An 11658-nucleotide genomic window follows, 5' to 3' on the forward strand; every position below is an offset into this window, starting at 1 on the left:
CGGCCGCCCCGCGCGCGGCCCGCCGGCGTGCCCGCGCGTCCCCGACGTACTTGCCCACGCCCTTGATAGCCGGGCCCGCGGACGCCCGCGCCGAGCCCGCCAGCGAGGACAGGCGGGCACGGGCGCGCGCCCCCTTGCCGGGGGCGTCGCCGCCCTCTGGGGCCTCCCGGGGTGCTGGATCCGTCATCGCAGACTCCTGACCGTGCGGTGTGCGCCCGGGCGGGCCGCCGGGGCGTGCGCTCAGCTGTGGACGTACGTGCCGGGTGCTGCCACCAGCGGCGGGTGCGTCGCACTGCCCATGCGCGGCGGGGCCTGCATCGCCCCCGCGCGCGGAGCCCCACTGCGCCCAATTCTCCCACCACCTGCGGTCGGTGTGGGTGGCTTTCTCCGCCCATCCCTCCGCGCTGTCGGGCAGCGCCTCGATCTCGGCGGCGTCGGGGGCGCCGAGGGCCTTGCACCGGCTCTTCCTGCTGGGCGGGTTGACGATGTCCGCGATGTGCCCGCCGTTGGACAGCACGTACCGCGCGTCCTTGCCGTACAGCCGGGCGCTCTTGTAGGACGATCGCCACGGAACGATGTGGTCCACCTCGGCGCCGACGATGTAGACGGCGCTGGTGAAATCGCGCAGGTACTTGGTGTGCATGGCCGCGGGCTGCAGGAGTGGCCGGAGGGTGGCGACAAGGCCGATCCCATTGCGGGGCGCGGCGGAGTGGATTTGGCGCGCCGCGTGGCCTATTGCGGCGCCGAGGTGGAGCGCCGGTGCCGGCGGAAACGCTGTGCCCCTGTCAACCGGGCGGCCGTCACCGGAACAACATGCGTCGCGCGTGACAGCCCGACGGCCCGGGTGTTGTTGTACACCGACTCGGCGCGGTCGACCACGTACGTCTCGTGCCAGATGCCCACCGCGCCCGGGTGCTTCCGGGTCCGGCGGTGGAACTCGCGCCATGCCGACAGGTGTCGGCCCTCCGGGGCGGACGCGTAGGCGTAGAGCGCCTCTTGCGAGTCCCAGTACTGCAGGACCGCGGGGCCTGTGCGCATGGCGAGGTACTCGTAGCCGAGCAGGCCGGAGTGCTCCTGCGCCTCGAGCTCGCGGAGCATGCGCGGCATCGCGGTGAACACGGGCAGCCACAGGTCGGGTCGCCACGGCTTCGTGATGGTCATCCCGATGAGGAAGACGACGAGGGTGCCGTCGTGATCGTGGGTGAGACGGGTGGACCGCATGGCTCCTCCTTGATTGGAGAGTGACGCTATCCAGTATTGGAGAGTATTACTATCCAAGTCAAGGGTGAAGGGGTCGGAGTGCAGATTTCGGAGCTGAGCAGGCGATCGGGCGTTGCCGTCGCGACCGTCAAGTACTACCTGCGTGAGGGGCTTCTCCCGGAGGGTGCGCGTGTGTCGGCGACACGGTCCGAGTACGACGACGCGCACCTTCGGCGTTTGGCGCTCATCCGCGCGCTGATCGGCGTAGGCGGCCTCGGCGTCGCGGGGGCCAAGGCCGTGCTCGACGAGATCGACGACCCGCCGGAATCGCTGCACGAAATGATCGGCTCCGCCTACACGCGGTTGCCGGGTGCGGTTCCGGGCGCCGGGGCCGCACCCGAAGGTGCCGCGGACCGGGCATCGCTGCTGCTCCGCGACCTCGGATGGGATGCGGCGGAGCGCGAATGCGCGGACGAGGTGGCCGGGCTCGCCAGGGCGATCGGGGCGATCGACGCGGCCGGGCTCGAACTGTCCCGTGAGGACCTGGCCGCGTACGGCCGCGCGATGGGCGTCGTGGCGCAGCGTGAAGTGCAACGGACTCCGTCTGAATCCGTTCCCGCCGCTGTGCGCTACGTGGTGCTGGGCACCGTGCTGGTCGAGCCCCTGCTGCTGGTCCTGCGGCGGCTCGCGCATGTGGAGACGTCCCAGCGGCTGCTCGACGCGCCGCCTCCGTGAGGGTTCGCGCGGCCGCCCGGCGATGGCGCACAGCGACTCAGATCCGGGCGACGAGAAAATCCTCACCGCTCGACGGGCGCAGGCCGTCCGGGCGTCCCTCGAAATACAGCTCGCCCAGGTCGATTCCTGCGACGTGCTCGACACTGCGGAACCCGGCGGCGCGTGCCAGATCGAGCATGTCCTCGGGCGTGAAGAAGCTGATGAACGGCGTCCCCGACGATTGTGCCCCCGCGCTGCTCGCCTCGAGTCCGTCCTTGTCGCCGCCGTGGATGAGCTCCATCGGCAGCAGGAATGACAAGGCCAGCGTCGAGCCGGGGGCGAGGCCTGCGACCGCGCGCAGCGTCGATACGGTCGCCTCGCGCGTGAGGTATTGGACGACGCCGGTGGACACGACCACGGCCGGACGCGCGGCGTCGAACCCGGCGCGCAGCAGCGCCGACCACCAGTCCTCGGTCTCGAAATCCACCGGGACCAGGCGCAGGTTCCCCGGCAGGCCGTACCCGGACTGGTCCAGTCGTCGCCGCTTCCACTCCTGCGGGCCGGGCTGGTCGACCTCGAACACCGTCATCCGCGCGGCGAGCTCCGGGCGGCGCAGTGCGAAGGTGTCCAGCCCCGCGCCAAGGATCACGTACTGATCGACCCCGGCGTCGGCCTGTTCGGCGACGATCGCCTCGACGAAGCGGGCCCGCGCCACGATCGACGCGCGGAAGCCCGCGGAGAACTCCGCATCCATGTCCGGTCTGTCGCGCCACCCGGCGGGCGGATCGACGAGGGCCAGGCCGACGGTGTCCTCGAAAACGTGCGGGGTTGCGTCGACGAGCACGTGCAGCGCCCGCCACAGGGCCACCCGCTCCGCGGTGTTCTCGGGTCCGGCCGGGGCGTGGTCGGATGCGGCGCCGGGATCGTCGCTCATATGAATCCACTACACCACGTATGCGGGCCGGCCGCCATCGCCGGGCGCACGGTATCGGGCAATCGGCCGCCGCGGCCGGCCCGGCGCTATACGCTGAGCCCGGACCGGGAATTCAACGACCAGGGGGACGGCGATGACGATTGTCCGGACCGCTCGATCGGCCGCGGCGCTCGTGGCCGCCGGGACGCTGCTGTGCGCCGGCGCGGGAACGGCCGCCGCCGACAGCTCCGCCGCCACGTCGTCCAGCGGGTCTTCGGGCAGTACAGGGTCGTCGGGCAGCGCGGGGTCGTCCGGAAGTGCGGGGTCGACGGGCAGCGAGGAGTCGACGCTGGACCTGTCGCGGCTCGAGGACCTGGGCGTGCAAGCGGGCGTGGACACCGGGTCGCTCGGCGACTGGGACGTCACCGGGTCCCTTGGTATCGAGACCTCCGCGCCGGGACTGCGCACGGAGACCGACGACGCGGGACGAATGCGCGTGTGGGTCACCCGTCCGCCGTCCGCGCCGCTGCTGTCGACGTGCACCCCGGTCCTCGTCGACGCGCGCCGCATTCCGGAGCTGATGGACACTCTCGACGACCCGTCCGCGATCCTCGGCGGCGGCCTCCCGGGCGTCACACTGTTCGCTCCTCCGATCCCGTTGCCCCCGTCCCAGGCGCGCGACTACTGGCAGACCCGCACCGCCGTCGAACCGGGCGTGTACGTCCTGGCGGGGGTCTGCCTGCCGCAGGGCGCCACCCACATCGCGGCACTGGTCATGACGGTTCCCGGCAGCGGCTGGGGCAGCGTGGCGGAGACCGCAGGATTCGGCAGCGAGGCCGGTTCGATGCTGATCCGCGAGCAGCTGGGCTCCGTGACCGACTCGGCCGGCAGCGGTTCCGGCAGCAACAGCGGTTCCGGCAGCAACAGCGGTTCCGGGAGCAGCGGTTACAGCGGAGGAGGCTCGGCAGACTGACCACGTGCTGCTTTCGTCCGGCGCGTGCATTGCGTCCGCGGTCAGGCCGCGGATACTGGAGAACGGCGGACGGAACGGTGCGGCAGCGAGCGGGGTGACGGGTGGCCGGGACTGCGGGTGCGAGCCCGGGGCAGGCGGCCGGGATCGGCGGGCAGCGCGCCCGGGCTGGGACGCTGCGCCGCATGGCAGCGCCGCTGGCCGTAGCCGTGGCGGCCGCCGCGGCGGGAGCGTTCATCTGGGCGGCAGACCCGACCACACCGGGGGGCGTCATCCCAGAATGCCCCAGCAAGCATTTCTTCGGCGTGATCTGCCCCGGGTGCGGGAGCACGCGGATGATCTATTCGCTGCTGCACCTCGATCTCGCGTCGGCGATGCGGTTCAACGCGGTCGGGGTCGTCGTCCTCGTCGCCCTGGCCTGCGTTTTCGCGCGGTGGGCATGGGGTCGGGCCCGGGGGGACGGCGGCAACGCGATGCGGCTCGGCGGCCGCGCGGCATGGTGCATCGCGGTCGTCGTGGTCGTCTGGCTGGTGGTGCGCAACATCCCCGTCGCGCCGTTCACCGCGCTGCGGGTGTGAGGCGCGGCGACACTCGCGCGGCCGCTGGCCGTACCCGTCGGGCCGTCTGGGTAGGTTTGCACCGTGCCGACCACCGATCCAGGAGCAGCAGCGCAGCCTGCGCCGTCGCCTCGGCATCGCGGCCGCCCGGCCCTGGGCGCCCGCGTCGTCGCCGCAGTCGCCGGTCTGGTCGGCCTGCTGCTGGCGCTGGCGGTGCCGTTCCTGCCGGTCACGCAGTCCACGGCGCACCTGTCCTGGCCGCAGGGGAGCACGGTGGCGCCGGTGACGGCGCCGCTGGTCACCTATGCCCCCACCGATCTGCACGTCACGGTGCCCTGCTCGGCGGTGGCAGACCTGGCGGCGCACCCGTCGGGCGCGCCGGGAGGCGGGCGCACAGTCCTGTCGACCGCGCCCGTCGGCACCACCGGTGCCACGCAACGCGCGCTCGTCATCACCACCGGATACGGCGAAGTCACCGTCCGGTCGGCGGGCGAGATCCTTGCGAGTGCTCCGCTTGCGCCGGTGGCCGGTGGCGGATGCGACGCGATCACGGTGACGTCCACCGCCGAGGAGACGGCGGTGACGTTCGCGGGGCCGGACGGTGCCGCGGAGACCACGACGGTGACCGGTCACGACGCCCGCCCGCAGGTGGTGGGCGTGTTCACCGACCTCACCGGGCCGGCGCCGGAGGGGCTGTCGGTGGAGGCGACGGTGGACACCCGCTACATGGTGTCGCCGACGCTGCTCAAGTGGCTGGCGATGGGCCTGGCTCTGGCGCTCACCGCGGTCTCGCTCGCCGCGCTGGCCCGCATCGACGCGGCGGCGCGGGGCGGAGCCCGGGCGCGGTGGCGCGGGGTGCGCGGTCCGCCCGGCCTGCGGCGGACGGGTCGTCGGGTGCGGCTGTTCCCGCGGCGGTGGCGGCGCATCGGCGCGGCGGACGTCACCGTGGTGGCGGTGCTGCTGATCTGGCACATCATCGGCGCCAACACCTCGGACGACGGCTACGAGCTGGCGATGGCCCGCGCGGCCGAGCACGCCGGCTACATGCCCAACTACTTCCGCTGGTTCGGGGCGCCGGAGGCGCCGTTCGGCTACCCGTACTACGTTTTCACCCTCCTCGACCAGATCAGCCCGGCGTCGGTGGTGCTGCGCCTGCCCGCGCTGGCGGCGGCGCTGCTGTCCTGGCTGCTGATCTCGCGCGAGCTCATCCCGCGGTTCGGCCGGGCAGCGCGCCACGACACGGCGGCGCTGTGGACGGCGGCGCTGGTGCTGCTCGCGTTCTGGCTGCCCTACAACAACGGCCTGCGCCCCGAGCCGTACATCGCCGCGGGCATCCTCATCACCTGGGTGTGCGTGGAACGCGCCGTGGCCACGGGCAGGTTGATGCCCGCGGGACTCGGGCTGGCGGTGGCGGTGCTGACGTTGACGGGCGGGCCGACGGGCACCATCTGCGCGGCCCCGTTCCTGGCGGCCGGGCGGCCGCTGGTGCGGCTCATCCGGAGCCGGGGCAGGCGCTTCGGCTATGCGCCCACGCTCGCGCCGCTCGCCGCCGCGGCCTCGGTGGTGTTGGTGGTGGCGTTCAGCCGGGCCAGCATGGGCCCGCTGGTGATGGCGACGCGGATGAAACCGGTCGTCGGCCCGTCGGAACCGTGGTACCTGGAGTACCAGCGGTACATCCACCTGCTGCTCCAGGGCGGCCCCGACGGCTCCATCGCACGGCGGTTCGCGGTGCTGGTGATGCTGCTGTGCCTGGTCGTGTGCGCGGTCCTGCTGGTGCGCCGCCGAGCAGGACTGGTGGGGCGTGCGGGGAAGGCCGCTCAGGCGGGCGGATCGCCGCGCGGGCGCATCGTGGGCCTCGCCGCCGGTCCGGCGCTGCGCGCGGTCGTCGTCGTGGCGTTGGGGATCGCGCTGATGACCCTCAACCCCACCAAGTGGACGCACCACTTCGGCGTGTTCGCGGGGGTCGCCGCGGTGCTCGCCGCGCTCACCGTGGTGGCGTTGCGCGGGGCGCTGCGCGAAACGGGCCGGCCGCGCAGCCGTGCGCGCACGCTGTTCTCGGCGGGCGTCCTGCTGATCCTGGCCGTCACCTTCACCTCCACCAACAGCTGGTGGTACGTCTCCAACTATGGGGTGCCCAACGGGCTGTGGGTGACCATCGCCGGGTGGGTGCTCGCGCTCGTGTGCTTCGTCAACGCCGTCGTCCGCCTGGTCCGGGTGTGGCGGTGGCGCGACGGCCCCGCGCCGGAGGAGTCCGCCGCACACGACCGGCCCGCCGGGCGTATCCCTCGCCTCGTGCCCGCCGGTCTGCGCAGGCGGCTGGAAGCGCTGCCGTCGTTCGCCCCGCTGCCGATCGCCGCCGCGGGCGTCGTCGCCTTCACCGTGGTGTCGTTCGTCGTGGCGATCGCCGCCCAGTACCCGTCGTACTCGGTGGGGCTGGGGAACCTGCGCGCGCTGGCGGGCAAGCCGTGCAACCTGTCCGAATCGGTGCTGGTGGAACGCGACCCGAACGCGGACATGCTCGCGCCGGCCACCCCGGTGGCGGACCCGCTGGGCGCGGTGGAGCTGAGCGGATTCTCCCCCAACGGGATCCCCGCGGACGTGACCTACCGGCACGACAACCTCAACGGCCTCGTCGGCCACGCCAAGGTGGCGCCCGACGTCAATCCGCCGGGCACGGGCGGCGGGGTGCTCGACGCGGCCGGCGTCAACGGCTCGCTGGCGGCGCTGCCGTTCGGGCTCGACCCGGCCACCACCCCCGTGCTCGGCAGCTTCAACCCGGGCGCCCCTGAGACGGTCGCCGACGCCACCTCCGCCTGGTATGCCCTGCCGCCGCGCAGCGAAGACCGGCCGGTGCTCGCGCTGGCCGCCGCCGGCGAGGTCAAGCGCGAGAACCTGTGGGTGGAGTTCGGCCGGCGTGTCGGCGGGGGAGCAGGCGGAGCCGGCGCGGCCGCGGAATACGAGGTGCTCGGCGACCACGAGCTGTACGACATCGGGCCGGCGCCGTCGTGGCGCGACATGCGGGTGCCGTTCTCCGAGATCCCCGACGACGCCGACGTGGTGCGCATCGTCGCCCACGACGACGAGGAGGACGAGGACGACTGGATCGCGTTCACCCCGCCGCGTGTGCCGCGCCTGACCACGATGCAGAACCTGCTGGGGTCCGAGCAGCCGGTGTTCATGGACTGGCCGGTGCCGCTCATCACCACGTGCCAGCACCTGCCCGACTACCTCGACGGCGTCGCCGAAGTGCCCGGCTACCGGATCCGCGCCGAGAGCGGCCTCGCGGTGGTGGCCACCAACTGGCAGAGCGCGCAGGGCGGCGGGCCGCTGGGGCGCATCAGGCTGCTGCAACGCCCCGTCACTCTGCCTACCTTCCTGGACGAGGACTGGAAACGGCAGTGGGGCGACCTGGTCCGCTACGACCCGCGCGTGCCGGACGCGGCGCCCGCGCACCTCGACACGGGCACGGCCGCACGGTCCGGCATGTGGACGCCGGGGCCCATCAAGGCGCTGTGGACGGAGTAGGACCGGTTGCACGTGCCGGTGTGGCCGCCGGGCGTGGGGAGGCGTGCCCGCTCACCGTACGGTGAGCACCGCGTCCGGGCCGGCCGCGACCAGCTCGCCGATCACCGGCGCGCCCGGCAGCTCGCCGGCCACCAGCAGCCCCCCGGAGGTCTGCGCGTCGGCGAGCAGCAGCAACTCGTCCTCGCCCACCGTGGAACGCAGGTGCGGGCGCACCCAATCCAGGTTGCGCCGGGTGCCGCCGCTGACGAAACCGTCGCGCAGCGCCTCCCGTGTCCCGTCGAGATAGGGGACCGCGCCCGCGTCGATCACCGCGGACACGCCGCTGGCCCTCGCCATCTTGAACAGGTGCCCCAGCAGCCCGAAGCCGGTGACGTCGGTGGCGCACGCGATGCCGGCGGCGAGCGCGTCCCGGGCGGCGTCGGCGTTGAGGCGGGTCATCGCGTCGACGGCCTGGGGGATGGGCTCGCCGGTGTTCTTGTGCAGGCAGTTCAGCATCCCGATGCCCAGGGGTTTGGTCAGGCTCAGCGGAACCCCCGCCCGTCCCGCGTCGTTGCGCATGAGCCGGGAGGGGTCGGCGGTGCCGGTGACGGCCATGCCGAACTTGGGCTCCGGGTCGTCCACGCTGTGCCCGCCGGCCACATGGCATCCCGCGGCGCCCGCGACGTCTCGGCCGCCGCGCAGCACCTCCGCGGCCATCTCGTAGGGCAGCGCCCCGGTGGGCCAGCACAGCAGGTTCACCGCCACCAGCGGCGTCCCGCCCATCGCGTACACGTCCGACAGCGCGTTGGCGGCGGCGATGCGGCCCCAGTCGTACGGGTCGTCGACGACGGGGGTGAAGAAGTCCGCGGTGGAGACCACGGCGATATCGTCGCGGATGCGTACGGCCGCCGCATCATCCCCGTCGTCGAGGCCCACCAGGAGCTCGCCCGCAGGCTCGGCGACCGGCGCTCCGACGAGCCCTGCGACGACGTCCTCGAGCGCCCCGGGCGGGATCTTGCAGGCGCAGCCGCCGCCGTGCCCGAACGAGGTGAGGCGCGCCGGCGCCGGGACCGTGTGCGAGTGCGTGGCCGGGGTCGTCATGGCTCCGACGATAGGCCGACTCCGTCTTGTCCGTCGGCTTGACGAACGGAACCGCGGCGGGGCTTACTTGTGACGGAGGCGTCAGGGCTCCTGGTGGACCCCGCGGTCTTCAAAACCGACGTGGCCGGGCATCCCGGTCAGGCGGGTTCGATTCCCGTCCGCCTCCGCCATAGCAACCGGTGCGTGCAGAGAGGCGGTGCCCGCCATAGCAGCCGAACCTGGCGAGGGTGGCGCCGCCGACCCGCGCCGACGCGTCCCGTCCACCGACGCGCTGTTGCGTGACGAGCGGATGCGGCCCGCCGTCGACGCGCTCGGCGCACCGTATGTGAAGGCGTGGCTGAAGGGCGCCCAGAATGCGGTGCGCGCGGGCGAACTCGCCCCGACGGACATCGTCGACACGGTGCTCGCACAGCTGCCCGACGCGCCGATCACCTCCGTGCGCGTCATCAACGCCACCGGGGTGCTGCTGCACACCAACCTGGGCCGCGCGCCCCTGTCGGAGGCGGCGGTGCGCGCGGTGCGGGTAGTCGCCGGCGCCACCGATGTGGAGTTGGACCTGGCCACCGGCCGCCGGGGCGCGCGCGGGCGCGGCGCGCTCGACGTGTTGCGCGCTGCCGTGCCGGGCGCCGAGGACGCGTACCTGGTCAACAACGGTGCCGCCGCCCTGGCCCTCGCCGCCACCGCGCTCACCCCGGCGCACTCGCGGGCGCCCGGGTCGATCGTCATCGCACGCGGCGAGATGGTCGAGATCGGCGACGGGTTCCGGCTGCCCGACCTGCTCGAATCCACGGGGGCGACGCTGCGGGAGGTGGGCACCACCAACCGCGTGACAGCCGAAGACTACGCCCGTGCCGTCGACGAGACGACCGCCTTCATCCTCAAGGTGCACCCGTCGAACTTCGTCATCAGCGGATTCACGGCGGGTGCGGGGGTCCACGAACTGCGGGGGCTGGGGGTCCCCGTGGTGGCCGACATCGGCTCCGGGCTGCTCGCGCCGCACCCGGCTCTGCCCGACGAGCCGAGCGCCGCCGGCATGCTCGGCGCCGGCGCCGACCTGGTCACCGCGAGCGGCGACAAGCTGCTCGGCGGGCCGCAGGCGGGCGTGGTGGTGGGCCGCGCCGACCTGATCCACGCGATGCGCCGCCACCCCCTCGCGCGGGCGATGCGGGTGGACAAGCTCACGCTCGCCGCGTTCGAGGCCACCGTCGGCGGTCCCCGCACCCCCACCGTCGCGGCGCTCGAGGCCGACCCGCGCGGTCTGCGGGCACGGGCGGAGCGGCTCGCGGAGGCCCTGCGCGGCGACGGCATCGACGCTGTGGCCGTCGACTCGCGCGCCACGGTGGGCGGCGGCGGTGCGCCGGGGGTGGAACTGCCCAGCGCCGCCGTGTCGCTGCCCACCCGCTTCGCCGCGCCGCTGCGCGCCGTGCGTCCCGCGGTGCTCGGACGGGTGACCGAGGGCCGGCTGCTGCTGGACCTGCGCGCCGTCGCCGAGCAGCACGACGAGGAGCTCGAACTGCTGGTCCGGGCGGCGCGGTGACGGGTGGACCGGTGACGGGGAACGGCCAGGCCCCGCCCGCCGTCGTCATCGCCACTGCGGGCCACGTCGACCATGGCAAGTCCACCCTGGTGCGCGCGCTGACCGGTACCGAGCCCGACCGCTGGGACGAGGAACGCCGCCGCGGGCTCACCATCGATTTGGGCTTCGCGTCGATGACGCTGGACGACGGGGTGACGGTCGCGTTCGTCGACGTGCCGGGGCACCGACGCTTCGTCGCCAACATGCTCGCGGGTGTGGGGCCGGTGCCGGCCGCGCTGTTCGTGGTCGCCGCCGACGACGGGTGGATGCCGCAGTCCCAGGAGCACCTGGAGGCGCTCGCGGCGTTGGGGGTGGATCGGGGGATTCTGGTGATCACGCGCTCCGACCTGATGGACCCCGACCTGGCGCTGGCCGAGGCGCGTGACGCCCTGGACGGCACCCCGCTCGCCGGCATCCCCGCGGTCGCGGTGTCCGCGATGACCGGCGCGGGGATGGACGGTCTGCGGTCGGCGATCACAGACCTGGCGGGCGGGTTGACCCGGCCGGATCCGGACGCCGATGTGCGCCTGTGGGTGGACCGGTCGTTCACGATCGGCGGTGCGGGCACCGTGGTCACGGGCACGCTCGGCGACGGAACCCTACGGGTGGGCGACACGCTGACGGTCGGCGCGCACGGCCAGCGCGTGACGCTGCGGGGCCTGCAGTCCCTGGGCCGCGACACACGGTCGGTGACGGGCACGGTGCGCGTCGCCCTCAACGCGCGGGGCGTGGCCGTCGACGAGGTGCCGCGCGGCACGGCGCTGTTGACCCCAGGCCGCTGGCGGGAGACGTCCGTCGTGGATGTGTGCCTGGAACCGGGTCCGGGGACGCCGAAGCCCGTCCGGTTGCCGGAGCACATGACCGTGCATGTCGGCTCCGCGTCCACCCCCGTGCGGGTGCGGATGCTCGCCGACTCGCCCTTCGCCCGGCTGACCCTTGATGTTCCGCAGCCGCTGCGGGTGGGCGACCGCCTGATCCTGCGCGATCCGGGCACGCACCGCATCCCCGCCGGCGCCGCGGTGCTCGACCCGTCGCCGCCGCCGCTCACCCGCCGCGGGGCCGCCCGCCGCCGCGCCGAGACGCTGGCGGGCCTGCCGGACGGACCGGATGCCGGATCCGAACT

Annotated in this window: 9 protein-coding genes, 1 tRNA gene and 1 pseudogene; 7 read left to right on the top strand and 4 right to left on the bottom strand. The window is 73.7% G+C overall.

The window, feature by feature from the left end; genetic code table 11:
- Positions 1–643, bottom strand: a pseudogene (locus tag JJ683_RS17590) (hypothetical protein); the annotation flags it as partial.
- An 89-nt stretch (positions 644–732) separates the two neighbouring features.
- Positions 733–1221, bottom strand: coding sequence for a DUF4188 domain-containing protein (locus JJ683_RS17595; RefSeq protein WP_200176027.1), 489 nt, complete (start codon positions 1219–1221; stop codon positions 733–735).
- Between the two features lie 78 nt (positions 1222–1299).
- Here JJ683_RS17595 and JJ683_RS17600 point away from each other — a divergent pair, with 78 nt between their 5' ends.
- A complete protein-coding gene (locus JJ683_RS17600; RefSeq protein ID WP_200176028.1) occupies positions 1300–1935 on the top strand; it encodes a MerR family transcriptional regulator in 636 nt (211 codons plus the stop codon).
- 37 nt (positions 1936–1972) lie between these two features.
- Here JJ683_RS17600 and JJ683_RS17605 read toward each other — a convergent pair whose 3' ends face one another.
- The gene (locus tag JJ683_RS17605) at positions 1973–2848 is read right to left on the bottom strand and encodes a class I SAM-dependent methyltransferase (RefSeq protein WP_200176029.1); all 876 of its coding nucleotides are present in this window, start codon (positions 2846–2848) and stop codon (positions 1973–1975) included.
- 133 nt (positions 2849–2981) lie between these two features.
- On the opposite strand from JJ683_RS17605, the gene JJ683_RS17610 reads away from it, so the two are divergent.
- The 3 genes from JJ683_RS17610 to JJ683_RS17620 all read left to right on the top strand — a co-directional run bounded on the left by JJ683_RS17610 (position 2982) and on the right by JJ683_RS17620 (position 7879).
- Positions 2982–3800, top strand: coding sequence for a hypothetical protein (locus JJ683_RS17610; protein ID WP_200176031.1), 819 nt, complete (start codon positions 2982–2984; stop codon positions 3798–3800).
- Positions 3801–3982: 182 nt separating this feature from the next.
- A complete protein-coding gene (locus tag JJ683_RS17615) occupies positions 3983–4375 on the top strand; it encodes a DUF2752 domain-containing protein (RefSeq protein ID WP_200176034.1) in 393 nt (130 codons plus the stop codon).
- A 63-nt stretch (positions 4376–4438) separates the two neighbouring features.
- A complete protein-coding gene (locus JJ683_RS17620; RefSeq protein ID WP_200176035.1) occupies positions 4439–7879 on the top strand; it encodes an arabinosyltransferase domain-containing protein in 3441 nt (1146 codons plus the stop codon).
- A 51-nt stretch (positions 7880–7930) separates the two neighbouring features.
- Here JJ683_RS17620 and selD read toward each other — a convergent pair whose 3' ends face one another.
- Positions 7931–8959 (bottom strand): selenide, water dikinase SelD, encoded by a 1029-nt coding sequence (gene selD / locus JJ683_RS17625; protein WP_200176036.1) that lies wholly within the window; start codon positions 8957–8959, stop codon positions 7931–7933.
- Positions 8960–9033: 74 nt separating this feature from the next.
- On the opposite strand from selD, the gene JJ683_RS17630 reads away from it, so the two are divergent.
- The 3 genes from JJ683_RS17630 to selB form a co-directional block, all read left to right on the top strand.
- Positions 9034–9129, top strand: a tRNA-Sec gene (locus tag JJ683_RS17630).
- A gap of 119 nt (positions 9130–9248) precedes the next feature.
- A complete protein-coding gene (selA, locus tag JJ683_RS17635) occupies positions 9249–10496 on the top strand; it encodes an L-seryl-tRNA(Sec) selenium transferase (RefSeq protein WP_242474834.1) in 1248 nt (415 codons plus the stop codon).
- Positions 10497–10507: 11 nt separating this feature from the next.
- Positions 10508–11658 (top strand): selenocysteine-specific translation elongation factor (gene selB, locus JJ683_RS17640; RefSeq protein WP_200176037.1); only part of this gene is annotated, 1151 nt, incomplete at its 3' end.

This window comes from Tomitella cavernea (assembly GCF_016599145.1).
Classification (GTDB): Bacteria; Actinomycetota; Actinomycetes; order Mycobacteriales; family Mycobacteriaceae; genus Tomitella; species Tomitella cavernae.

What these genes read in the sequence shown, in the direction of transcription:
- JJ683_RS17595 (WP_200176027.1), bottom strand. Translation starts at nt 1,221, where the DNA reads ATGCGGTCCACCCGTCTCACCCACGATCACGACGGCACCCTCGTCGTC.
- selA (WP_242474834.1), top strand. Translation starts at nt 9,249, where the DNA reads ATGCGGCCCGCCGTCGACGCGCTCGGCGCACCGTATGTGAAGGCGTGG.
- JJ683_RS17610 (WP_200176031.1), top strand. Translation starts at nt 2,982, where the DNA reads ATGACGATTGTCCGGACCGCTCGATCGGCCGCGGCGCTCGTGGCCGCC.
- JJ683_RS17615 (WP_200176034.1), top strand. Translation starts at nt 3,983, where the DNA reads ATGGCAGCGCCGCTGGCCGTAGCCGTGGCGGCCGCCGCGGCGGGAGCG.
- selD (WP_200176036.1), bottom strand. Translation starts at nt 8,959, where the DNA reads ATGACGACCCCGGCCACGCACTCGCACACGGTCCCGGCGCCGGCGCGC.
- JJ683_RS17605 (WP_200176029.1), bottom strand. Translation starts at nt 2,848, where the DNA reads ATGAGCGACGATCCCGGCGCCGCATCCGACCACGCCCCGGCCGGACCC.